General features: G+C 46.5%; 20 protein-coding genes. 15 read left to right on the top strand and 5 right to left on the bottom strand.

All coding sequences use genetic code 11. The features are described from left to right. The first annotated feature begins 8 nt into the window (after positions 1 to 8). From J2Z66_RS00145 to J2Z66_RS00135, 3 genes are all read left to right on the top strand, one after another. Positions 9 to 857, top strand: a complete 849-nt coding sequence (locus J2Z66_RS00145) for a carbohydrate ABC transporter permease (RefSeq protein ID WP_209968320.1) — start codon at positions 9 to 11, stop codon at positions 855 to 857. 368 nt (positions 858 to 1,225) lie between these two features. Next, positions 1,226 to 2,083, top strand: a complete 858-nt coding sequence (locus J2Z66_RS00140) for a hypothetical protein (RefSeq protein WP_209968318.1) — start codon at positions 1,226 to 1,228, stop codon at positions 2,081 to 2,083. Further along, positions 2,077 to 2,265: an Rpn/YhgA-type helix-turn-helix domain-containing protein gene (locus tag J2Z66_RS00135; protein WP_245375171.1), complete on the top strand. Its 189-nt coding sequence runs from the start codon at positions 2,077 to 2,079 to the stop codon at positions 2,263 to 2,265. Before J2Z66_RS00140 ends, J2Z66_RS00135 begins: the two co-directional genes overlap by 7 nt. Positions 2,266 to 2,375: 110 nt before the next feature. On the opposite strand, the gene J2Z66_RS00130 is transcribed toward J2Z66_RS00135, so the two are convergent. Beyond that, the gene (locus tag J2Z66_RS00130) at positions 2,376 to 3,047 is read right to left on the bottom strand and encodes a GntR family transcriptional regulator (RefSeq protein WP_209968315.1); all 672 of its coding nucleotides are present in this window, start codon (positions 3,045 to 3,047) and stop codon (positions 2,376 to 2,378) included. A gap of 128 nt (positions 3,048 to 3,175) precedes the next feature. Here J2Z66_RS00130 and J2Z66_RS00125 point away from each other — a divergent pair, with 128 nt between their 5' ends. The 3 genes from J2Z66_RS00125 (at position 3,176) to J2Z66_RS00115 (ending at position 5,845) form a co-directional block, all read left to right on the top strand. Further along, entirely contained in the window at positions 3,176 to 3,817 is a 642-nt protein-coding gene (locus J2Z66_RS00125; RefSeq protein WP_209968312.1) for a GntR family transcriptional regulator, read from the top strand. Between the two features lie 89 nt (positions 3,818 to 3,906). Then, the gene (locus J2Z66_RS00120; RefSeq protein WP_209968309.1) at positions 3,907 to 5,055 is read left to right on the top strand and encodes a mandelate racemase/muconate lactonizing enzyme family protein; all 1,149 of its coding nucleotides are present in this window, start codon (positions 3,907 to 3,909) and stop codon (positions 5,053 to 5,055) included. 22 nt (positions 5,056 to 5,077) lie between these two features. Further along, a complete protein-coding gene (locus J2Z66_RS00115) occupies positions 5,078 to 5,845 on the top strand; it encodes an SDR family NAD(P)-dependent oxidoreductase (RefSeq protein WP_209968306.1) in 768 nt (255 codons plus the stop codon). Positions 5,846 to 6,501: 656 nt separating this feature from the next. Here the strand turns inward: J2Z66_RS00115 and J2Z66_RS00110 are convergent. Further along, positions 6,502 to 6,696 (bottom strand): hypothetical protein, encoded by a 195-nt coding sequence (locus J2Z66_RS00110; protein ID WP_209968303.1) that lies wholly within the window; start codon positions 6,694 to 6,696, stop codon positions 6,502 to 6,504. A 98-nt stretch (positions 6,697 to 6,794) separates the two neighbouring features. On the opposite strand from J2Z66_RS00110, the gene J2Z66_RS00105 reads away from it, so the two are divergent. Beyond that, positions 6,795 to 7,709 (top strand): Gfo/Idh/MocA family protein, encoded by a 915-nt coding sequence (locus tag J2Z66_RS00105; RefSeq protein WP_209968300.1) that lies wholly within the window; start codon positions 6,795 to 6,797, stop codon positions 7,707 to 7,709. 245 nt (positions 7,710 to 7,954) lie between these two features. On the opposite strand, the gene J2Z66_RS00100 is transcribed toward J2Z66_RS00105, so the two are convergent. The 3 genes from J2Z66_RS00100 to J2Z66_RS00090 all read right to left on the bottom strand — a co-directional run bounded on the left by J2Z66_RS00100 (position 7,955) and on the right by J2Z66_RS00090 (position 10,084). Beyond that, positions 7,955 to 8,233 (bottom strand): hypothetical protein, encoded by a 279-nt coding sequence (locus J2Z66_RS00100; RefSeq protein ID WP_209968298.1) that lies wholly within the window; start codon positions 8,231 to 8,233, stop codon positions 7,955 to 7,957. Further along, positions 8,199 to 9,101 (bottom strand): AraC family transcriptional regulator, encoded by a 903-nt coding sequence (locus tag J2Z66_RS00095; RefSeq protein WP_209968296.1) that lies wholly within the window; start codon positions 9,099 to 9,101, stop codon positions 8,199 to 8,201. Before J2Z66_RS00095 ends, J2Z66_RS00100 begins: the two co-directional genes overlap by 35 nt. An 83-nt stretch (positions 9,102 to 9,184) precedes the next feature. Then, complete coding sequence (locus J2Z66_RS00090; RefSeq protein WP_209968293.1) at positions 9,185 to 10,084, bottom strand: AraC family transcriptional regulator; 900 nt, start codon at positions 10,082 to 10,084, stop codon at positions 9,185 to 9,187. A gap of 118 nt (positions 10,085 to 10,202) precedes the next feature. On the opposite strand from J2Z66_RS00090, the gene J2Z66_RS00085 reads away from it, so the two are divergent. The 8 genes from J2Z66_RS00085 to J2Z66_RS00050 all read left to right on the top strand — a co-directional run bounded on the left by J2Z66_RS00085 (position 10,203) and on the right by J2Z66_RS00050 (position 22,680). Beyond that, positions 10,203 to 11,075 (top strand): amidohydrolase family protein, encoded by an 873-nt coding sequence (locus J2Z66_RS00085; RefSeq protein WP_209968290.1) that lies wholly within the window; start codon positions 10,203 to 10,205, stop codon positions 11,073 to 11,075. 191 nt (positions 11,076 to 11,266) lie between these two features. Next, entirely contained in the window at positions 11,267 to 12,598 is a 1,332-nt protein-coding gene (locus J2Z66_RS00080; RefSeq protein WP_209968287.1) for a DegT/DnrJ/EryC1/StrS family aminotransferase, read from the top strand. An 860-nt stretch (positions 12,599 to 13,458) separates the two neighbouring features. After that, positions 13,459 to 14,562, top strand: a complete 1,104-nt coding sequence (locus J2Z66_RS00075) for an SGNH/GDSL hydrolase family protein (protein ID WP_209968285.1) — start codon at positions 13,459 to 13,461, stop codon at positions 14,560 to 14,562. A gap of 237 nt (positions 14,563 to 14,799) precedes the next feature. After that, complete coding sequence (locus J2Z66_RS00070; protein WP_245375200.1) at positions 14,800 to 16,458, top strand: extracellular solute-binding protein; 1,659 nt, start codon at positions 14,800 to 14,802, stop codon at positions 16,456 to 16,458. Between the two features lie 159 nt (positions 16,459 to 16,617). Then, on the top strand, positions 16,618 to 17,520 hold the full coding sequence (locus tag J2Z66_RS00065; RefSeq protein ID WP_209968279.1) for an ABC transporter permease: 903 nt from the start codon (positions 16,618 to 16,620) through the stop codon (positions 17,518 to 17,520). Between the two features lie 15 nt (positions 17,521 to 17,535). Further along, complete coding sequence (locus J2Z66_RS00060; protein ID WP_209968276.1) at positions 17,536 to 18,414, top strand: carbohydrate ABC transporter permease; 879 nt, start codon at positions 17,536 to 17,538, stop codon at positions 18,412 to 18,414. A gap of 75 nt (positions 18,415 to 18,489) precedes the next feature. After that, a complete protein-coding gene (locus tag J2Z66_RS43700; RefSeq protein ID WP_209968273.1) occupies positions 18,490 to 20,649 on the top strand; it encodes a helix-turn-helix domain-containing protein in 2,160 nt (719 codons plus the stop codon). 798 nt (positions 20,650 to 21,447) lie between these two features. After that, on the top strand, positions 21,448 to 22,680 hold the full coding sequence (locus tag J2Z66_RS00050; protein WP_209968270.1) for a DegT/DnrJ/EryC1/StrS family aminotransferase: 1,233 nt from the start codon (positions 21,448 to 21,450) through the stop codon (positions 22,678 to 22,680). Positions 22,681 to 22,820 lie beyond the last annotated feature (140 nt).

Here is a 22,820-nt window from a genome sequence, read left to right as displayed (position 1 = left end):
TTATCCGAATGAAACTAGGCGTGATGAATCCATTGTGGCGCTGGTTGGCAAAGATCAGCCTGATCGTGTGGACGATATGTGTTGTTTATCCGCTGGTGTGGACGTTATTCGGCGCATTAAAAGACAACCAGCAGTTTTTCCTGAATAAACCTTGGAGCTTGCCGAATTTTCCTTTGTTATGGTCCAATTTTTCCTATGTGTGGGATAAATATAACTTTAATTCGTACTTCATGAATTCAGTTATTGTAACGGCAGTCAGTACAGTGCTGGGCGTTCTGTTAGCGGCAACAACCGCCTACATCTTGGCGCGATATGCCTTCCGTGGAAGCGGGCTGCTCTATTATTCCTATCTTTTTTATATGATGATTCCTCCTTTTCTTGGGATTATTCCTTTGTTTTTCCTGATGGATGATCTTCACCTGACGAACTCGCTAATAGGGCTTATTATTATTTACACAATAACAGCGGTTCCCTTTGGAGTTTTCGTGCTTGTCGGCTTCTTTCGGACATTGCCTAAGGAGCTTGAGGAATCGGCTGCTATGGATGGAGCTTCCCTTTACGGGATTTTCTTCCGCATTATGCTGCCTCTGGCCAGACCTGGTCTGTACTCAGTAGCCATTATTACAGTTTTGAACATCTGGAATGAATACATCTACGCGCTGGTCATCACGAACGATCCCGCCAAATATACAATTCCAGTGGCGATTGCGGTCATGCAGGCAGAGATGCAGTATCGCACAGAGTGGGGGCCGCTATTCGCAGCGCTGCTGATTTCGATGGTACCTGTGCTTATCATGTACACGATCTTCCAGAAGCAAATTACTGGGGGCATTACAGCTGGTGCGCTGAAAGGGTAACGTTGAAGGTTAAAGGTCAAAGGCCCAAGGTCAATCGGATAAATAAGTGCATTAAAAACGCCGCAAGGGACTGTTGATAAATTACCTTTTTGACGAAATTGACGTTTGAGAACCCTTGTAAAAACTGGGAATCTAAAAGTCTTTTTTCGAAAAATTGGTTTTTGTCAACAGTCCCGCAAGGCGTTTTTTGTGTCAAAGGCCAATCCGATGTTGGATGACAATGGACATGTAAATATAGTTGCAGACTATTACATCAATACGCTTTTGCTCGCACGGATGGATGTTTGTTGAATTTATAATTTGAAAATAATGTAATTTTTATTAAGCTTATTGTTTTCCCTTTAAGCCAATTATGCTATAATAAGGGCATGGAAAACGATAAGGCCAATTCACAAAAATCAAAAAAGAAATTGACACGGAAAGACCGGGAACAATTGAAGCTGGACCAAATCCTACGGGTGCTATTCAAGCTCTCTAAGGATATCACCATTCAACTGATCAACGGGCTATTTGACGAAAAATTCGTCAGCAGTGATGTGTCCATAGCGTACAGCAATGGCGAATTTGTGGATGATGAATATGACCGTACGATCGGCGATATGTTCATAACAGTGACCTCGAAGCAAGAAACGATTACATTTCATATCGAGTTTCAGACACTTAACGACAATATGATGGTGGTTCGCCTGTTCCAGTATGGTTTTAAGAAAGCGCTCGAAGAGGCACAAGCGTCCGGGGCGTTTACAACGGGAAACCCTCAAGAGAAAATTTTGATGAAGTTCCCGCGGCAGCTTGTTATTTATTTGGAAGAAAATGAAGCCATCCAGGAATCTCAATCACTCGCGTTAAGCCTCCCAGACGGCCGTGAGGTAGAATATACAGTTCCAACAATGAAATACTGGACCTATACGCCAGAAATGCTGAAACGCCAGAAGCTGTATGCATTATTGCCGCTATTAGCTTTCAGTTCGCGCAAGAGATTAAAGCTGATTTACGAAAGCAAGAAGCCGGAGAAAGAAAAGAGCCTCTTAATCTCGGAGCAATTTGAGCAAATGAAAAAGACGATAGAGAAAACCCTCGAGGTGCTCGGTGAACTGCATGATGCGAAAGAGATCGGCACCGGGGATCTTGAGCGTATCCTGCGTGTGCTGCAGAACATTACGACATATTTGTACGTCGTTACGGCGAATTCAGAAAGATTGACAAGGAGGTGCTGCAGATGGTGAAGACGTTGATTGATCCACGCATCAAGGCAGAAGGAATAAAAGAAGGGAAAGTTGAAGGAATCAAAGAAGGAAAAATTGAAGTAGCCCGAAACCTGCTAGCCTTGAAGGCAGATATAGATATGATTCAGAAGGCAACCGGGCTGAGCTCGGAGGAAATTAAACAGCTGCATGCAAATAAATGACCGCGGCTGGAAAGCCGCGGTTCAAATGAATGATATTTTTCTGCCGCTCTGCTGAGTGGCTTTTTTGCTATGCAATAATGCAATACTACACCAGGATTAGGGTTATACACTTATACCCAAGTCTTTTTTAAAATATGAAAATAAGCAAACAACGTGTCCATTGTGTCCAATGATTCAGCCTGGCGTTTTGTTAGTCTGGAAATGAATTGTTCCAGGCATTCAACTGTTTCATAGTGGTAAGGCGGATGCCATCGACGTTTATTTTGAAACCAGAAAAGCTTTGTTGTCGTCATTTTGAACGTGTGGTCCATCTCCTTGTTATTACAAATAGAGATGATGCGTTCCAGCATCTGGTATTCGAACGCAATCAGCGCCTCGACTTTAAAGGTCGTTTTTTCCTGTGTCTGCAAATCGCTGGCCTCAATTTCCTCGCCTTTGTACAGCAAATACGCAGCTGAAGCCCACAAATCTGCAGCACTGCTGGCCATTTCATCCTGACCGACATGTCTGGAATGCGCTATGGCATAACAGACAAGTGAGGCAATGACCTCTATTAAATCACTCACTCGCTGAGCTGATGTGTCCAAAATAATAACCCCATGCTTGGGGACGATCCGCACATAGCCTTCCGTTTCCAATTGCTGCAAAGCAGCCCTAACGGGAGTCCGGCTCATATCTAGCATGCTGCTTAGCTCGACCTCCGAGGTGACGGATCCTCTGGGTAATCGAGCTGACATAATCCATTGGAAAATGGTACTGTATGCCTGATCACGCAATCCCATACCGTTAGCCCCCTTTCGCTGCAAATTCATTGCTAATAGTATAGCATGAACGTGTTGCTTGTGTTTACGATTCGAGTCAACTGTGATAGTCTAATCTGTAAAAAGCAGAGGGGAGATCATGATCATCCATGGGTGATGTGCAATCAACAAAAACATTGAAAGAAACGGCATACGAAGTAATCAAGGAGCGAATCGTCAATGGGGAGTGGAGCGGAGGCACCTTTCTTTCGGAAAAAGCGCTCAGCGAGCTGCTGGAAATGAGCAAGACTCCGATTCGTTCGGCTCTAGACCGCCTGGAAATGATGGGACTTGTAAAACTATCACCCAAGCAAGGAGTAATCGTCCAGGAAATATCTTTGAAAAAAATATTAGAGATTTATGAGCTGAGGCTGGCTCTGGAGACATTTGCTGTGCGCCAATTGACCGGAAAGCTGGATGCCTTGTTCTTCTCCAGGCTCGATGCTAACTTAGAGGCACAAGCTGCTGCTGTGCAGGCTGAAGATGTTATCAAGTATGTCCATTTGGATCGCCAATTTCATGAAATGATCGTGGATAGCCTCGATAACTCTGAATTTGCAGAAGCCATGTCAAGGATTCAGGACAAGTTTATTATTGCAGTACGGACAACTTTTATCAAAAATAAGAAACGTCTCTGGGGCAGTCTGGAGGAACATCGCAGTATTCGTGATGCATTAGCAGGAAATGATCCGCTGGTGACAGAACAGCTTATTGCCAAGCATATTGAATTTGTGAAAATGATTTTGTTATAATGTATACAAGTTAGACATATTGAAAATCTGTAATCCCTATGCTAAATTTAGGTCATCAAATTGCAGTATGCTGAAAGGGATGGATGACATTGAAGATCATAGATATAACTACACACATTTTGGGGAACCCTTGGAAAAATTGGCTTTTCGTTCAGGTACAGACGGATGAAGGCATTGTTGGTCTTGGAGAAGGAACATTGAATGGCTTTGCCAAAACGGTTGAAGCGGCCATTCATGAGCTTAAGCATTTGGTCATTGGCATGGATCCATTTGATGTTGAGACTATTGGATTAAAGCTGTTCCGTGATGTCTATTCGGATGGCGGTCAAATCCAGGGCTCAGCGCTTGCTGCGATTGAAACCGCCTGCTGGGATATTATGGGCAAGGCGTTGAACAAGCCGATTTACAAGCTGATTGGCGGACGCTGTCATGAAAAGCTGCGCTGCTATGCCAATGGCTGGTACCGTGGGGCGAGAACGCCGGAGAATTTTCATGAATTGGCCAAGCTTGTAACGGCTAAAGGGTATACGGCATTGAAATTCGATCCTTTTGGCTCCGCATGGCGGACTGTGGACCGTGCCGATTTCGATCTTTCTCTGGAAATTATTGCAGCTGTGCGGGAGGCTGTAGGTCCAAATGTGGATATTCTGATCGAGGGGCATAACCGCTTCACCGTGCACACTGCGTTGCAGTTTGCAGACGCGATGCTGCCATACAAGCCAACATGGTTCGAAGCACCTGTACCTCCGCACCTGGTTTCTTCCATGGTTGAAGTGGCCAGACGCAGTCCGGTACCGGTAGCTTGCGGAGAAGATTATTATAGCCGCGAGCAATTCGCTGAGCTGCTGAAGCATGATGCCGTGCATATCATCCAACCGGAGCCACAATTCCTCGGGATCTCTGCTTCCAAGCAAATTAACGGGATGGTTCATGCTCATAACGGTGTTATAGCACCGCACAGCGCGCAAGGCCCGGTATGCTCGGTTGTGTGCGCGCATCTGAATATGGCTACTCCTAATTTTTATATGCATGAGATTTTTGATGAGTTTAACGAGCCTTGGGAAGAGCATGTTTTGCAGCCGGCCATGAAGGTTCAGAACGGATATTTGCAGCCTCCGGAAGGACCGGGGCTTGGAGTAGAATTGAACTTGGAAGAGCTTGGAAATCATCCTTATCATGTCGGAAACTGGCTGCCGCTCTTTAAGCAAGGATGGGAAAAGCGTCTGCGGACTGAATAGCAAAATAGGGGAGGCTAGCTAGATGAGTTGGGAAGGTAAAGTGATCGTAGTGACAGGCGGTGGCGGTGGGATCGGGCGTGCCGTCTCCAGAAGGTTTGCCGCGGCTGGCGCAAGCGTTGTTGTCGTGAACCGGACTGCGGAAAAGGCGGAGCGGGTTGCACAGGAAATTACCGAAGAAGGCTACCAGGCGGTTGCTATGGCTGCGGATGTATCTTCGGAAGCAGATGTCAGGAGGGTCATTGGCGACACGCTGAAACTCTATGGCAAAATCGATGTAATGGTGAACAATGCGGCCGTATGTCCGCAAATCCGCTTGACGGATCTTAGCTTGGACAAATGGAATGAAGTGATCACTAACAATTTAACCTCCGTTTTTTTATTTTGCCGTGAGGTGATTCCTTCCATGGTCGAAGCCGGTGGCGGTGTTATTGTCAATGTTAGCTCGGTTCATGCCGTAGCAACTTTGGAGGGCTACTCCGCTTACTCGGCTTCAAAGGGCGGAATTGTTTCGATGACGAGGGCTATCGCTCTTGATTACGCCAAGCAGAACATTCGTGTCAATGTGGTGCTTCCTGGAGCCGTGCAGACGCCAATGCTGGAAGCAAGTGTGAAGAGTCTGGATACGCCGCGGGAAGAAATTATGCAGCAGTGGAACGAATCTCAGCCCATAGGCAGAGTCGGACAGCCGGATGAGATTGCTTCAGTAATCATGTTCGCCGCAAGCCCGGACAATTCTTTTATGACTGGAGCTACGCTGGTGGCAGATGGTGGGCTGACGATTGATTTGTAAAAGCCGGGATTGATACGCGGGTCCTTGAGTTGTCGAAGAGAAGTGTGTAAGGAAGCAAGCAAGGGTGTAAGGGTGTAAGGGTCTAAGGGTCTAAGGGTCTAAGGGTGTCTTCAAAATCAATGGATTTTGAGGCACTCTTTTTTATGAACTGAAAGTATAAGTTTTGGGATGCCTGGAGTGAAAGGAATCATTCACATGATGCAGCTTTACAGTGATGAAGTAGTCGGTGTGACTGTTCATTCACCAAGGGAATCAGAAAGGAAGCACAGATTTCCCTATCGCCACTATCCCCTTCCCTCAGAAAGCAACCTCTATTGGCAGTCCTTTTTTAAGCGTTAGAAGCAGCCCGCCCTCCGCCGAAATGAACGTGTACTCCACTTAGCGATGTTTTTTTAAAGTATAGATATAGAGAGGACCCAGTGCTTTTAGCGATGAAAAACATCATTAAAGTTCGTTAAAGTAGTAGCTCCTTCTCAGTTGCGCGCGATCTTCATCCCCAGCGCCTGCGCCCGCTGGGAAATCTCCTCTAACCAAGAGAAAAACCCTTGCTGGCTGTCCGTTTGAGCTTGGTGTTCGTGCGATCGTAGCTAAAGAGAGGGAATGGCTGTGGGCGGAAGAGCGGTAGCGTCCGCCTTTAAAGATTTGTTCCTACCTCCTTATCCATTCCATTCAGGGAACAAATCTTTAACAGCGGCTGGAGCCCACAGCCATTCTCTCCGCAATGCACCAAATTCACGAACACGCACATCAAAGGACGCCGCAAGGCGTTTTCTTACATAATAATAGGTATCGATCAAAATGTAGTGATTGTGGTTAATTTTCTTTCCTGGATAAAAAATGACCGTTTTCATTTCGTATCTGGCATGTTTGTGGCGTGCTTTCGTTCTATGATAGGTAGGAACAGAGATTGATTTTGATTAGTTATTTTGACTAGGAGGAGAAAGAAAATATGCAGCAAACATTGAAACTCGGCATGATCGGCTTGGACACGTCCCATGTGTCTGCATTTGCCGCCATATTAAATGATCCCCAGAATCCCTATCATGTACCTGGCGGGAAAATTGAAATCGCATACCCAGGTGTACCTTCGCCCGACTTTGAATTGAGCTATGGCAGGGTAGACAAATATACGAGTGAACTTAAGGAACAATACGGCGTAACCATTGTTGATTCAGCAGAGGCTGTGGCGGAACAGAGCGATGCCATTCTGATTGTTTCGGTAGATGGCCGTGTACACCTGGATTTGCTGAAAAAGGTAGCTCCATTCGGAAAGCCAGTTTTCGTTGATAAACCGTTTGCTGTCAGCAGTAAGCATGCAGAGGAAATGTTTGCGATAGCAGCCGAGCACAAGATTCCTCTGATGAGCTGTTCTTCACTTCGTTATGCACAGGGGCTGGTCGATGAGCTGGGATCGGAGCAGGACGATGTCATCATAGGTGCGGATTGCTTTGGCCCAATGAGTATTGAGCCTACTCAGCCTGGCCTGTTCTGGTACGGTATTCATTCTGTAGAAATGTTGTTTACAATTATGGGCAAAGGCTGTGCCAATGTTTCGGTTACGACAACGGATGAGCATGATGTCGTGGTAGGGACTTGGAAGGATGGCCGAATCGGAGTGGTTAGAGGAAACCGGGAAGGAAACTATGCGTTCAGCGCGGCCATTCAGCGCAAGAAGACAAACAGCTTTGTGGATACAAGCGCTCATCCCAAGCCTGCCTATGCAGGCATGCTGGAGCGTATTTTGCTAATGTTCCAAACAGGAAAGCCTGATGTGGATTCTTCAGAAACGCTGGAGATTATCCGCTTCCTTGAAGCCGCCAATGAAAGCCGCGACAGCGGAAAGAAAGTGGAGCTTGCTCGATAAGGTAAGACAAACGCGACTATAACAATCATCAAAAAAGGACGTACAAACTCAACTGAGTTCTGTACGTCCTTTTTTTTGAAAGTGGAAAGTATAAGTTTTTGGTGAAGCTTGGGATGAATATGTTAATTGACATATTGAGCCTACCTGCATTTAGCGATGTTTTTCATCGCTAAATGCAGGAGATCCTCGCCATATACATACTTTAACAATGAAAAACATCGTTAAAACCCCCTTAAAGCACCCAGTCAGGCCAACCGTCCTCTTTTAGCGATGAAAAACATCATTAACGTGACGGATTGACTGGAAACACTTTCTTTAACGATCATCAAAAACATCGTTAAGTCAAGCACACGCTCAATATCGCTATAACATTCAAACTTTCTGCTCCAGCCGCTGAACTGCTGTAGAACTAGCTCTTCATCCCCAGCGCCTGAAAGCCTGTTCCTGCTGCTTGGCAGCTGACAGTATACTTTTTGGAGTCGAAGCGTGTTACGATTGGGCCTCTTTCTGGTCGCTAATTCCATGCCTGTTGCGGTACTCCCTGGGGGTAACCTCCTTCAGGTTTTGAAATACACGGGAGAACGTACGGAAGGATTCAAAGCCAGTCTCAACGGCAATGTCGATAATCGGCATGCTGGTGGAAATCAGCAGGTTGACCGCGGAGTCAATTCGCAGCTGATGAAGATAGTTCAGAAAGCTTTTCCCTGTGTAATGTTTGAATATCCGGCTGATATAGGGGGAGCTTACGCTAAAATGCTCGGCAACGCTTTCGAGGGAAAGTTTATCCGTGTAATGCACATGTAGATATTGCAAAATCGGCCAGAAGGGCTGCTTCATTTCCGGTTCTCTGGCAAAATCGCCTGTTTGCCTATTGCGGCTTACTGTGCGGATGAACAGGAGCAGCGCTTCCGTGAGCATGGCTCGTATCATGCTGCTGCGGCCAGGCTGGGGCGGCTTGGTGCTTTCCGTCATAAGCTTGGCAAAAATATCTTCGATCCACAGCGTGTCATCTGCCGTAAATTCGGCATAGGAAGGGAACTGCGAGCCGATTTCATACAGTAAGCCGCACCAATCGGAATCGTAGGATGATCCGAACAAAATATTGATATCGAACATACAGCAATATTTATGCACCGCATGTTCGGGGGCGCTGTGAATTTCATGCATATGATGCGGAAGCAGAAAGGAAGCGACACCAGGGCGAAGGTGATGTGTCTTCCCATTTACGGTTTCCGTTCCACTACCCTTGGTCACTAAGGAGAATTCTACGAAATCATGATGATGCAGATGTGTCGACCATGGGATCTTGCTAATACCAATGAAAAAAGGAAGCTGCCCTTTCTTCATATTCAGATTGGCAGACACATCCATGTACTCGGGAATGATTGTCATCCATTGACCCTCCAGTAAAATAGTGGACGCTTCATTGTATGGCGCTAATGCATATTGCTAATGCATTCTGCTAATGCATACCGCTATGATTGCGCTTCCCTTTTAGCGGATCGCCCATGCATATTGCGAAATTCTCTGGGAGTGACCTCCTTCAGATTTTGAAATACGCGCGAGAAGGTGCGGAAGGATTCGAAGCCAGTCTCCGCGGCAACATCGATAATCGGCATGCTTGTGGAGATCAGCAGATTGACCGCGGAATCGATGCGCAGCTGATGAAGATAGCCAAGGAAGCTTTTTCCTGTGTAGTGCTTGAATATCCGGCTAATATAAGGTGCGCTTACATTAAAATATTCCGCAACGCTTTCCAGGGAAAGCTTGCCTGTGTAATGCACATGCATATATTGCAAAATCGGCCAGAAGGGCTGCTTCATTTCCGGTTCCCTGGAATCTGCCACAGCTTGCTTGTTATTACTGACAGCGCGGACGAAGAGCAGCAGTACTTCTGTTAGCATGGCGCGGATCATACTGCTTCGTCCGGGCAGTGGTGGCTTGGTGCTTTCGGCCAGAAGCTTGCCGAGAATATCGTTTAGCCATTTGGCGTCGTCTGCTGCAAATTCGTTAAATGAAGGATACTGTGAGCCGATTTCATATAGTAAGCCGCACCAGTCCGAATCGTAAGATGAGCCGAACAGGATGTTGACATCGAACATGCAGCAATATTTGCTGACGGGTTGTTCGGAATCGCTATGAATTTCATGCATATGGTGCGGAAGCAGGAAGGAGGCGACGCCTGGCCGGAGCTGATGTTTTTTCCCGTTGACTGTCTCGGTGCCGCTTCCTTGGATAACAAACGCAAATTCCACGAAATCGTGATGATGCAGCTTGGTTGACCTGAGCTTGTGAATTCCAATGTAGAAGGGCAGCTGACCCTTCTTCATGTTCAGATTTGCAGACAGATCCTCATACGTGGGAATGATCGTCATCCATCGCCCCTCCAGTAAAATAATGACCACTTCAGTTTCGGTTTTGACGTGCATTCTAGATGCTTTCATTCTACCATATAAGAGATCGTGAAGAGAAGTTTAAATGAGGAGTGGAACTATGATTATCGATGCACACAACCATCCGGACTGGTATGGCTATGATGTCGAGAAATTTCTGCAAAACATGGAGCAATATCAGATCGATAAAACATGGTTGTTGAGCTGGGAATCGCCAAAAGATGAGTATAATCCTTCCTACAATCGCGTCGTACCAGACCATGACGGCAACGGGCCTATATCCTTCCAGCGCTGCGTTGCATACGTGAAGCAGCATCCGGATAAATTCGTACTTGGATATGCACCAGATCCGCGCCGCCCCGATGCAATCGACCGCTTGAAGGCCGCTATCGACTTATATGGCGTGCGCATATATGGCGAAATCAAGCTGCGGATGATGTACGATAATCCGGATGCGATCCGGCTGTTCCGTTTCTGCGGGGAGCAAGGGCTGCCCGTTGTTGTCCACATTGATTATGAATTTGACAGCGGACAGCAGTATCCACGTCCTAACTGGTGGTATGGCGGGGGAATTGATGCGTTCGAGCGTGCGGTCAAGGCATGCCCGGATACGAAATTTCTGGGACACGCGCCTGGCTTCTGGGCACATATTTCCGGCGACGACCAGTATGAGACGGTGGCTTATCCCGTAGGGAAAGTGGAGCCAGGTGGTAAAGTTGCGGCTATGCTCCGGCAGTATCCGAACCTTTACTGTGATATTTCGGCTGGTTCCGGACATAACGCATTGAACCGGGATCACGACTATACACGTGAATTTATCGAGGAGTTTCAGGATCGTATTGTATATGCGAGGGATTATTTCGATAATATCCATCAGGTGCTGCTGAATTCACTGAACCTTCCGGAGCACATCTTAGCCAAAATTTATGCTGAAAATGCTTTGAAGCTGGTTCCCTTGGCAGGGATAAAATAGCCAGAGATGAAGTAGGCGGGGCATAGACAGAGGTTTCTCACACGGGTGGGCTAACTACACGGAAGCTAATTTGCAGAACAGTGCCGGATTGCCAGCAAGTCCGTTTCGGACGGATTCGTTGCAAGCTTAGAGGTACATTTGTTTTCAAAGAAATAAAAAATAATAAAAAATAATTAGGAGGATGTTATACAATGAGCGATCAACAAGTATTAGCTATATTAGGCGGACCGAAAGCTGTAACAACAGAACCTGGAGATATGTTCACATGGCCGATTATTACGGAAGAGGATGAGGCTGCGGCACTTGAAGTGCTTCGCAGGGGAGCCATGTCCGGTAGTGATGTAACCATGCAATTTGAAGATGATTTCCGCAAATGGCTGGATGTTGACTATGCACTAGGTTTTAACAACGGGACGGCATCACTGCAAGCAGCCATGTACGGCTGTGGGATCGGCATTGGCGACGAAATCATTTGTCCCAGCATTACGTATTGGGCATCCTGTACTTCAGCATACGCGTTGGGTGCGACTGTAGCGTTTGCAGATATCGATCCGGTCACACTGTGCATAGACCCTAAGGACATTGAGCACAGAATCGGCGATCGCACGAAGGCTATTGTAGTTGTGCATTATTTCGGTTACCCTGCTGACATGGACCCGATTCTGGAGATTGCCCGCAAGCATAATCTGAAAGTAATTGAGGATGTATCCCATGCACACGGAGGCATTTACAAGGGCCGCAAGCTGGGAACAATCGGAGACGTTGGCGCGATGTCGCTGATGGCAGGCAAGGCGCTGGCAATTGGTGAAGCGGGGATGCTGGTTACAAATGATCGGGACATTTACGAGCGCTCGCTGGCCTTGGGACATTACGAGCGTTTTGATAGCAATATTCAAAATGAGGCGCTTAAGCCTTTTATCGGGCTTCCTCTCGGAGGCTACAAGTTCCGCATGCATCAGATCAGTTCCGCGGTAGGACGCGTACAGCTGAAGCATTACGATGCGCGCAATGAGGAAATTGGCCGGGCAATGAACTTGTTCTGGGATTTGCTTGAGGGTGTTCCAGGTGTTGCCGCACACCGTCCGGAAAAAGGCTCCGGGAGCTATATGGGTGGCTGGTACGCAGCCCGTGGGCATTACAAACCAGAGGAGCTGGGCGGATTATCCGTAACCCGCTTCTGCGAAGCTGTTGAGGCTGAAGGCGCGCCTTGTACCCCAGGCTGCAACCTGCCGCTGCATCAGCATCAGTTATTTCAGACGGCAGACGTATATGGAGCCGGTCAACCTACACGTATCGCTAACGCCAATCGGGACGTACGGCTGTGGGATACGAGTTTGCCTGTGAGCGAGAGCATTACAGCGAACTTATATAGCATCCCTTGGTTTAAACATTACAGACCAGAGGAAATCAAGCAGTATGCCAATGCCTTCCGGAAGGTATCCGAAAACTACAAGCAGCTGCTGGAAACTGATCCCGGCAATCCTGTTAAAATGGGCGGCTGGAACATGTTTAACAGAAGATAGCGAGGAGGACGCCTCGCGAGGTCCTTTGATGTGGGTGTTCATGGCGCTAGTTTTTGGGGAGGGAAAGGGTGTGGGCTCCAGCCGCTGTTAAAGATGTGTTCCCTTAATTGGACTCTGGTGGTTGAAACACATCTTTAAATGCGGACGCTATCGCTCTTCCGCCCACACCCTTTCCCTCTCTCAGCTACTTGGCGCAAAACACCAAAAGCTCAAACGGACAGCCGGCAGGCGTCTGTTTCCTGAATAAAAGGGATAATCAAGACAATGAAGTTTGGACTTCTCTCATTTTTGCCAAGTCTAGGAATAACTCCAACAACTCCAAACTCAAACAGAAGCCCGCAAGGGTTTCTTTTGTGTCTAAGGGAACAAACTTATTTGTAGCAGCACCCATAGTGAGCAGAAGATGAATAGGCAGGAGAATAAGCAAGAGAAGAGGCAGGAGAAGAAGTAGAAGAAGTAGAAGTAGAAGTAGAAGTAGAAGTAGAAGTAGAAGTAGAAGTAGAAGTAGAAGTAGAAGTAGAAGTAGAAGTAGAAGGTAGAAAGAAGGAATCAGTCAGCTCCAAAAAGGTATGGACACTTCAATAACGATAAAAAACATCGCTAAAGAAGCAAGATTCATCTAAACCTCTCACTTAACGATGAAAATCATCATTAAAAGTCCAAAAACCAGCCCAAAGGGGACCACCGAGCGTATTTAGTGATATAAAACATCACTAACGAGCATCGTCTCCAGAAAAGGGTATCTTTAACGATGAAAAACATCATTACGGAGAAGTCCACGTTATCAGCCTTAGATTATATGGTTTTTTACACGGCATTTCCACTATTAAACAGAAGAATGAAAGAAGGGGTGAACTTCATTGCCAACAAACATGGATATCCCGCTGCTGCTGAAGCGCGGAGGGGCAAGAGTTGTTATTACCGGCGACAGCTTAAGCTATAATCGGTATGATTTCGAAGAAGAACCGCGCATAGATGCCTATGATTGTTTGCCAGGCATTCGCTCGTGGTCGTTTATGGTTCGTGATGAGATTCACCGGAGTGATGAATGGTTCCGTCATGGGGGCGAAGTGCCTTACACGCATGTGCAGGCTGAAACTGTGTTTGCCATCTCTGCTTTGCCGGAGTTTACGTTTCCGTTCGATAACCGCACGTTAACGGCGCGCGTGTTCGAGAAGGAAGAAGAGCTGGTGCTTTCTTATTTACATCATAATGATACGGATAGTGCGGTATTATTTTTGGGCAGTGTTCCTGGGGATACAGCTGCCAAATTCGATATTTATGTGGATGGGGTGTACAGCCAGACCGTAGATAATAATGGGGAGGGACAGCTTTTTCAGGGTTACAATCCTCTATATATTGAAATACAGGCATCATCAGGGAAGCAGCATGAAATTTGCTTCAAGAATTGGGAGCAGTCTGCGGCGCACCCCCATGCTTCAGGTGAACGGACCCTGCATCTGCTCGGAATTGGGTCCAAACTCTCTCCTGTATACCTAACAGGACAGGGTGGCAAGACGGCGGAATGGCTGCTGGGCAACCTCGAAGCGAGAGTTACGGCCTACAATCCCGATCTTGTCCTTCTCATTCTCGGAGCCAATGACCGGGTGTATCGTACCCTAGAGCAGTTTGATCAAGAACTGCGCGCAGTAGTTGGCGGAATATACGCTTCCAATCCACAGACGCATGTGCTGCTGCTTGCCCCGCCATCGTCGGTTAACGAGCAGGACCCACTGCTTGATGATGGGAATTATATTCCTGATGCCAAGGCGATTAAGTATAATGACATGATGGAGACAATTGCAGGGCAGCTTGGCTGCAGTTATCTGGATACTTCTAAAGTGTTTGCGGAAATACCGATAGTGCAGTGGAGGTTCGATAATGTCCATTTGACCAAATACGGGAACAAGGTACTTGCCGCGAAGGTTTTGGAAATATTAGGACTGGATGGTCTTAAATCCTAAATCCTAAATCCTAAATCCTAAATCCTAAATCCTAATCTTTAATTTTTGAATCAAAATTGAATCAAAGTCTTTAAATACATCTAGAATTTTGTATCCATTTCCTGCATTCATGTGTCCAAATTAGGCATAATGACATACCGGAAATGGATACTTTTGCATGATAGGGCCTCCCATTATAATTTATCGTGTAAGTGCTTACAAAATAATATTGTTGGGGAGGGTTTATAGTTGAGAAAAATGATGTTTGTTGTGCTGGCGGTAGTTTTATCGATGTGTGTGGTGATGTCAGCGTGTTCAAAAAAGGAAGGTTCGGATTTGAAAGCGTCTTCAAGTTCGAATGCGGCAGCAAATGATCCATCAAGTGATCCGTCAAACGAGCCTTCAAGTGATCCGTCCAAGCGGGAAACGCTGTCGCTGTTTATGAGTAATTCAGGTGTAGAAACACCGGATAGTGTGAATTTAAGCGATAACCCATTCATTAATGTTGTCAAGGATTACGCGAATGTTAATTTGAAGGTGGAGGTGCCGCCGTATCAGGATTTCCAAACAAAGTTCAACTTGGTTATGTCTTCAGGAAACCTGCCGGATATTGTGCATACCTACTACAGAGACGTGGCTGAAACAGCTGCCGAACAAGGTGCCTTCCTGGATTTGAAAAAGTATTATGATAACTCGCCCGTTGTGCAGCAGTGGATCACGCCCGAAATGATGGAATTTGCCAAGTCTAAAAAAGGTGGGGGCTACTTCCGTATTCCGATGGCCAATGATAAGACGCCCCAAGGCATGTTTAATTTTGTAAGGTATGAATTTATCAAGAAGTACAATGATGGCAAATTTCCGCAATCGGTAGATGAATACGTAGATTTGCTGCGGAGGATGAAGAAGGCTGACCCGGAGTCCTATCCGCTAACGAATCGTGTCGTTGGGGAAGCTGGCCTTGGTTATGCCGGAAATGTGCTGTATTACTGGTATGGGGCTCTCCCGCATTCGTATCGGGTACAGGACGGGAAAGTACTTAGCACCTTTGTACTGCCCGAATATCGGGCTGCGACAGAGCTCATGCATCAGATGTATGAGGAAGGCATTCTGGATAAAGAATTTGCCACTAACAACAATGATCAATACTGGCAGAAGCTGGTCAATAGAAATGCTTTGCTCGAAAATAATTCAGCAGCAGAGCTTATTTGGCGGGGTCTCACCTCAGCGGCCGCGGGAGGATTGCTGGAGAATAAGGAGTTTGTTATTGCACCGCCATTGAGTCAATTTCCTGATGTTCTGAAGGATCCCAAGTATGTGCTTTCGCCGCGGAATATGCCGATCAATGATCACGGTCTGTACATTTCCGCAAAAACCAAAAATCCTGATTTAGCCTGGAAGGTCATTGAAGGTTTTGCCACAAAAGACTTGTTTGAAGCGATTTATTGGGGCAAAGAAGGCTCAGAGTATGTGATCAAAGATGGTGGACGCGAACCCGTTCTGGAAAAAATACAGTCTGAAGACAGGAATTGGGCGCTGCAGCTGGCGCTGATCCCGGGATTTTCTGCAGGGGGCGAAATCGAAAAGGCACAGGCCAAAATGAAATATAACCCGGAATACTTCAAAGCCGTGTATGACAGTCTCGATGCTTCTCAAGAATTGATGAAAACGGCCACACTTTCTTTGTTGAATTTCTTCCCTCCATCTGATGAGATTAATAAGAAAACAGGAGAAAAAACAGCTTTCATCGCCAAAGCTACGGTAGAAGCGATCATGGGGAACATTACTATGGAGCAGTTCGATCAGCGTGTACAGGAATTTCATCAGAAATTCGATTTCATCTATGACGACTACACGAAGTTTTTGACGGATAACAAGGAGATGCTGCTGGAAAATGGTGTGATCGAAGCGGGATGGTAATGTGATATACAGCCATTTGGCAAGCGGGGACTAAGAATATCATTTACATCAAACAAGCGGACGATGAGCTGCCTCGAAGTTTCAAGACGCTTTGAAAAGCTTATGAGCTTAAGAAGCTCAGACAGCTCGCGTCCGCTTACATCTTGCGGGAGGGTATCCATGGGAAGAAAATTGAACTCCACGGTAGGTGTTTTATATGTGCTGCTGGCGCCTGCATTAGTGCTGCTTTTTATTTTTAACTATATTCCGCTATACGGGATCGTTATGGCTTTTCAAGATTTTACGCCATTTAAAGGCGTCCTAGGCAGTCCGTGGGTCGGATTGAAGCATATTGTTTATTTTTGGAATGACGAGACGTTTTGGCGGGTTATGCGCAATACTTTAATTATTAATTTCTACGATCTTTTATTTGGATTCACGGCCCCGATTGTGTTTGCTCTGTTAGCCAATGAGATCAAGATAAAGCTGTTCAAGCGCGTGACACAAACGATCTCATATTTGCCGCATTTTTTATCCTGGGTCGTTGTTTCCGGTATTTTCTATATTATGCTGTCTCCGGATGCGGGTCCGGTTAACAATTTGCTGCATGCTTTATTTGGCACGAAACCGGTGTTTTTCATGACACAGCAGGATCTTTTTCGCAGTATTGTTGTTTTTGCTGATATTTGGAAAGGTGTGGGCTGGTCGGCGATTCTCTATTTTGCGGTAATATCGAGTATTGATGACAGTCTGTATGAGGCGGCCACGATTGATGGGGCGAACCGGCTTCAGCAAACGATCCACGTTACGCTTCCGGCACTGCTGCCGATGATTGTGCTGCTCTTTCTGCTTAGGGTATCGACGATTTTTGCTATTGGGTTCGATCGCATCTTTTTGCTGCAAAATCCACTCGTATTCGATGTTTCCGAAGTCATCAGCACGTATGTGTACCGCATTGGGCTGCAGAATTTTCAATACAGTCTGACGACGGCGATCGGCTTTGTGCAGAGCCTGTTAGGCTTCATCATGCTGCTTACGGCCAACAAGTTGTCAAAAAAATTAGCTGGACTCGGTCTGTATTAAGGGAGGGGAGCAGGCATGCTGTACAAGTCGCCATCGCGCAAAGTTTTTGAAGTCATCAATTATTGTTTATTCACTTTGTTCAGTTTGTCGATTATTTTACCTTTTATCAACGTGCTGGCCGTATCCTTTAGTGATTATCGTGCAGTAGCGGCTGGCAAGGTTGGCTTCTGGCCGGTAGGCTTCAATTGGGATGCTTACACTACCCTTGCTAACAATTGGCCGTTTCTTCGGGCGGCTTTAAATACGATTATGCTGACTGGCGTCAATACGGTGCTGTGCATTCTGATTTCACTTGCAGCCGGATACGCACTAGCCAATAGAAAAATAATAGGATTGAACATCATCTTCATTTATATTCTCATTCCGATGTATTTCAGCGGCGGCCTGATCCCTACGTATTTGCTCGTCAATAATCTCGGGCTGAACAACACGTATGGAGCGCTTATTTTACCGAGCCTTGTCAGCATTTTTTATATCATTGTGTTCCGTAACTCGATTATGCAGCTGCCCAAAGAGCTGATCGAGTCTGCGGAAATGGATGGTGCAGGTGCGGTACGGCTGCTTGCAAGCATTATTTTTCCTTTAATTTTGCCTATGGTGATGGCCTTTACGATATTCAGTGCGGTAGGCTACTGGAATGAATGGTTTAATGTCCTGCTGTATATTCGCGATGACAGCCTGTGGACACTGCAGTATAAGCTTCGTGATATTTTGTTTAATGCCGCTGCCATTGACATGATCACCCAGCAGTCGGTAAGCACCCGTATGAAGGTCCACCCGGAGAATATGAAGATGGCTGCGCTTATTTTGTCCATCCTGCCTATTCTGGTCATTTACCCTTTCTTGCAAAAATATTTCATGCACGGCATTCTGGTTGGGGCCGTCAAAGGCTGAGCAGGAAAGCGGATTCAATTCCTTGAAATGTTATGATAAGATTTACCTACAGTTAATGAAGGGGGGTGACCGTTCGTGACTGGAAAATGGGGGAGATTATCTTTTAAAAAGAAGCTGCTGCTGTACTCATTATTTCTATGTATTGTTCCACTGCCAATTCTGGGGACTTTATCGTACTACACGGCAGTGGCCAATGTGGAAGAAGAAGTGAACAGAAGCCAGCAGATCATTTTGGGACAAATCGAGCAGCAATTAACCGGGTTTATGAAAAGGCTGGAAATGATATCTGTCCATATTGCTACGGATCCTAATGTTCTCGAAGATTTGCGTCAAGGTCCGCTTCTTGATCCGCTTGACTCCATTACCACTTTAAATGTGAGTGCCAGACAATACCGGGCGGTCTCCGATATCCGTTTCAAAATGTCACTGCTGTATACCGGCTTCAAAATGGTTTATTCCGAGGAATATGGGCAAATTCAGGCCAAGAGGTTTCCGCTGGCTAACCTGCTTGATTTGTCCATTCCGATATATCCGGGCTCGGTCATCGTTCCGCCAAAGACTTATGCCAATCAGAAAGATATGATTCTGCTTCGCTCCATCCCTGTCCAATCTTCTCCTGCAGAACAGATCGGCACGCTCATGCTGGAAGTGAACACAAACAGTTTGTTTGATGTGCTGAGAAGCACTGGTACTAATGAAAATGAAGGCCGTCAAGTGCTTGTCATTGATGATTTAGGACGAATTATCGTCAGTTCCAATTATGCTGAGGTCGGGACTATGCTGACACCGGGTATGGGGCTGTATGATTTCTGGATGACCCGAAAGGCGGCTTACAGCCACTATAACTCCGATCAAATCGAGTATAAATTGAATTCTATCAAGTCCGCTTTCAACGATTGGACCTATATGACGATAACGCCGACAAAAGAGCTGAGGCAGAGGGCCAATCATATTAAGCAATTTACTTGGACCATGACTGGCATATTAACGGGAGTCTGGCTTATTTTTTCGATCATTGGTACACAGAGATTTTCCTTTCCTTTCAAGCGTATGTATGAAAAATTACCGGAGCTGCAGGAAAATACACTGCTCAAAATGCTGCGTGGAGAACCGGCGGATAAAGACTTTGTGCTGCAAAACAATTTTCTGCAAACCTGTTTCTGGTTCTATATTATTGTGATCGAACGGGAGAGTCCCAAGGCTTCTGTAGAAGCCGATGTTCCGGATCAAGGGCTCAGCGACCGTGAATTAGCTGCTCTGCTGCAGGTACTGGTGAAAAAACGGCATCCATGTCTGTTTGCCATAGAGGGCAGCGGGAAAATTGTGTTCGTCGTTGGCATAGCAGACCCGGATGAGGATGGCGATCAGGCCATGTTCGCACTGGGTACGCTGCTTCTGGAAGAAGTCAAACGGCAAAGCGGCGACCCTGCGGCTCTTGTAATCGGCCGTGGCTTCAGGCATTACCGGCAGCTTGGGGAAAAGTTCCGTGAAGCGGAGGATCTGATCGGCTATAAATTTATCCTTGGTACAGAAAAAGTTATTACAGCCCAAATGACAGAAAGCTTCTCGGTTAAGCAGTCGAATCGGTTTTTCGTGAAGTGGCATAAAATGATCGTCACCAGCATTATCGAAGGAGAGGTGAGCCAGGCGGCTGAGCATTTCGAGATGATGATCGCCCAGCTTTCGGCCCATGTTCCGAATCCGGAGCTCATCTTGGGCTCGCTCAACTATTTGATGGGTGAGATCGACACCCGGCTTCAGGAGATGGGACATGATCTCAGTGAGCTGATCGATGACGAACGTTATGATCAGTTATCATCGCTGCCTTCGATTGAGCATGCCAAGTCCTGGTTTTGTACGGTTTTTTTTCCTGCTCTTGAACGGCATTTGGAGCAGTTCCAGCAGCAAGGAAAGAAGAGGCTTACCCGTGAGCTGATCGAATATATGGAGCTGCATTATGATCAGGATTTGTCCTTGCAGCTGCTGTCCGATCGTTTTGCAGTGTCATCCTCACACATCAGCCGGCTGATTAAAAATGAGACGGGCTACTCTTTTGTCGAATATTTGATTCAGCTGCGTATTTCCAAGGCCAAGGAATGGCTGGCGCATACGGATATGGCGCTAAAAGAAATATCGGAACGCCTCCGCTATACGAATTCGCAGAACTTCTCGCGTATTTTCAAGCAGGTGACAGGTATGCCTCCAGGAAAATACCGGAATCAGTCGCGGGACTGAATGCAGGACAAAGCAACGATTTTTTTGGTTTTATTCGCTAGAAAGTAGAAGTTTTTGAGGGGTGTCTGGAGTGGATAATCTTTAATAACGCAGTGCAACTTTGCAGTGATAAAGGGAAGAGTGATAGTAACAGCCTTTGCTCTCCCGAAATGAGCGTGTCTTCACTTAACGATGTTTTTCATCGTTAAAGTAAGTATTTTCGGGTGAGCAGTCACGTTAATGATGATTTTCATCGTTAAAAGAGGTCAGATGGCCTCTCTGGGTGGTTAAAGGGGATTTTAACGATGTTTTTCATTGTTAAAGTAAGGTTGTGGAGAGGAGTTGATGCTTTTAACGATGAAAAACATCGTAAAAGTATCAGCTCCTCTTAGCTGCGCGGGCTCTTCATCTCCAGCGTCTTTGCCGCAGGGAATTTCCTCCAACCAAGTGAAACACCCTTGCTGGCTGTCCGTTTGATCTTGGTTTTCGTGTGATTCGTGCGATTGTAGCTGAGAAGAGGGGATGGCTGTGGGCGGAAGAGCGGTAGTGTCCGCCTTTAAAGATTTGTTCCTGCCTCCACATCCATTCCATTCAAGGGAACAAATCTTTAACAGCGGCTGGAGTCCACAGCCATTCCCTCCCAAGCACTGGCGTCACGAACACGCCCATCAAAGGACGCGACAAGGTACTTTTCTTAAATAAAATGCTTGTAAAGAAATGACTGCTTTCGTTTTGATTTTGACCTTTGCCTAAGCTGTTTTCATTTTAACATAAAGGGGTAGTGATCAGAGGGATTGAATAAGGAGAGTGACGGGTTATATGACAAGCAAGTTGGCTATACACGGCGGCGATAAAGTGAAGACGACTCCGTACGGCAGCGGAAAGCGGTTCGGTTTGGAGGAAGCCAAGGAGCTGCTGGAAGCGCTGGAGCAAAATACGTTGTTTTATCACTTTGGAAATAAGGTTAAAACGTTTTTGAGCAATTTTAATGAGATGTATGGAATCCAATATAGTGTGGCTACTTCGTCCGGTACGGCTGCGATCCATGTGGCTCTGGGGGCATGCGGAATATCTGTTGGAGATGAAGTGATTACCAGCCCGATTACGGACCAGGGCACGCTCATTGGAATTTTGTATCAGAATGCGATTCCGGTATTTGCCGATCTGGAGCCGCATACGTACAATCTGGACCCGAAATCGATCGAAGCGCTTATCACGCCAAGGACGAAGGCGATTGTTGTTGTGCATCTTGCAGGCAATCCGTGTGATATGGACGCCATTATGGACATTGCCCGCAGGCATGGGCTGAAGGTTGTAGAGGATTGCGCACAAAGCTACCTTTGTAAATATAAGGGCCGCCTAGCTGGAACAATTGGTGATTTTGGCTGCTTCAGCACGAATGATTTCAAGCATATGTCAACTGGCGACGGAGGCATTGTAACGGTGAACTCCGGCGAAGAAGCAGACTATTACATTACGCATGCTTTTGCCGATAAAAACTATCAGCGCTTTGGCAGCAGTGTCGTACGCGATTTAACACATCTAGCGCCCAACTATCGGATGACTGAGCTGCAGGGGGCTGTCGGTATTGCCCAATTAAAGAAGCTGAACTGGATCTGCGAGCAGCGGAACCGCTTCGGGGATAAGCTGACAGCGGGCATCAAGGATCTAGCTGCAATTCAGCCGCATCAGATCACGGAGGGAGGCTGGAGCTCATATTGGTTCTATCTCATGCGAGTGGATGAGTCGAAGCTGAGCTGTTCGCGGGATGAGTTCGCGCAAGCTTTGGCTGAAGAAGGCATTTCCTGCTCAGCGGGGTACATTCCACAAGTCGTGTACATGCAGCCTTTGTTCCAAAAGAAGCAGGCCTACCCGAACAGCAGCTTCCCGTTTGAGCTATCCGATACGGAATACAGTAAAGGAACCAGCCCAGTGGCTGAGCAGATTCTATTAACATCGATCCGCCTGCCGATTAATGAGTTTTTTACCGATCAGGATATCGAAGACGTGATTGCGGGGATCCGTAAAGTAGCCGCGCATTACAGTGTGTAATAAGACTTTATAGAGCGAGCCTGGCTCAGGCAGCGCATCTAAGCTGAAAAAATTTCATAAAAGCTGGCTCTGTTAGTGATGCTTTCATCATTGGAGAGCCTTTTTTTTGTGAGATTATTAAGACCACCTACCCCACCTAC

The sequence above is a fragment of the Paenibacillus eucommiae genome (assembly GCF_017874215.1).
Taxonomy (GTDB): domain Bacteria; phylum Bacillota; class Bacilli; order Paenibacillales; family NBRC-103111; genus Paenibacillus_AI; species Paenibacillus_AI eucommiae.
This window is presented reverse-complemented; position numbering and strand designations above follow the sequence as displayed.

What these genes read in the sequence shown, in the direction of transcription:
- J2Z66_RS00100 (WP_209968298.1), bottom strand. Translation starts at nt 8,233, where the DNA reads ATGGAATTAGCGACCAGAAAGAGGCCCAATCGTAACACGCTTCGACTC.
- J2Z66_RS00050 (WP_209968270.1), top strand. Translation starts at nt 21,448, where the DNA reads ATGACAAGCAAGTTGGCTATACACGGCGGCGATAAAGTGAAGACGACT.
- J2Z66_RS00115 (WP_209968306.1), top strand. Translation starts at nt 5,078, where the DNA reads ATGAGTTGGGAAGGTAAAGTGATCGTAGTGACAGGCGGTGGCGGTGGG.
- J2Z66_RS00070 (WP_245375200.1), top strand. Translation starts at nt 14,800, where the DNA reads ATGATGTTTGTTGTGCTGGCGGTAGTTTTATCGATGTGTGTGGTGATG.
- J2Z66_RS00060 (WP_209968276.1), top strand. Translation starts at nt 17,536, where the DNA reads ATGCTGTACAAGTCGCCATCGCGCAAAGTTTTTGAAGTCATCAATTAT.
- J2Z66_RS00080 (WP_209968287.1), top strand. Translation starts at nt 11,267, where the DNA reads ATGAGCGATCAACAAGTATTAGCTATATTAGGCGGACCGAAAGCTGTA.
- J2Z66_RS00140 (WP_209968318.1), top strand. Translation starts at nt 1,226, where the DNA reads ATGGAAAACGATAAGGCCAATTCACAAAAATCAAAAAAGAAATTGACA.
- J2Z66_RS00090 (WP_209968293.1), bottom strand. Translation starts at nt 10,084, where the DNA reads ATGACGATCATTCCCACGTATGAGGATCTGTCTGCAAATCTGAACATG.
- J2Z66_RS00065 (WP_209968279.1), top strand. Translation starts at nt 16,618, where the DNA reads ATGGGAAGAAAATTGAACTCCACGGTAGGTGTTTTATATGTGCTGCTG.
- J2Z66_RS00145 (WP_209968320.1), top strand. Translation starts at nt 9, where the DNA reads ATGAAACTAGGCGTGATGAATCCATTGTGGCGCTGGTTGGCAAAGATC.
- J2Z66_RS00085 (WP_209968290.1), top strand. Translation starts at nt 10,203, where the DNA reads ATGATTATCGATGCACACAACCATCCGGACTGGTATGGCTATGATGTC.
- J2Z66_RS00105 (WP_209968300.1), top strand. Translation starts at nt 6,795, where the DNA reads ATGCAGCAAACATTGAAACTCGGCATGATCGGCTTGGACACGTCCCAT.
- J2Z66_RS00110 (WP_209968303.1), bottom strand. Translation starts at nt 6,696, where the DNA reads ATGAAAACGGTCATTTTTTATCCAGGAAAGAAAATTAACCACAATCAC.
- J2Z66_RS00135 (WP_245375171.1), top strand. Translation starts at nt 2,077, where the DNA reads ATGGTGAAGACGTTGATTGATCCACGCATCAAGGCAGAAGGAATAAAA.
- J2Z66_RS00125 (WP_209968312.1), top strand. Translation starts at nt 3,176, where the DNA reads ATGGGTGATGTGCAATCAACAAAAACATTGAAAGAAACGGCATACGAA.
- J2Z66_RS00095 (WP_209968296.1), bottom strand. Translation starts at nt 9,101, where the DNA reads ATGACAATCATTCCCGAGTACATGGATGTGTCTGCCAATCTGAATATG.
- J2Z66_RS00130 (WP_209968315.1), bottom strand. Translation starts at nt 3,047, where the DNA reads ATGGGATTGCGTGATCAGGCATACAGTACCATTTTCCAATGGATTATG.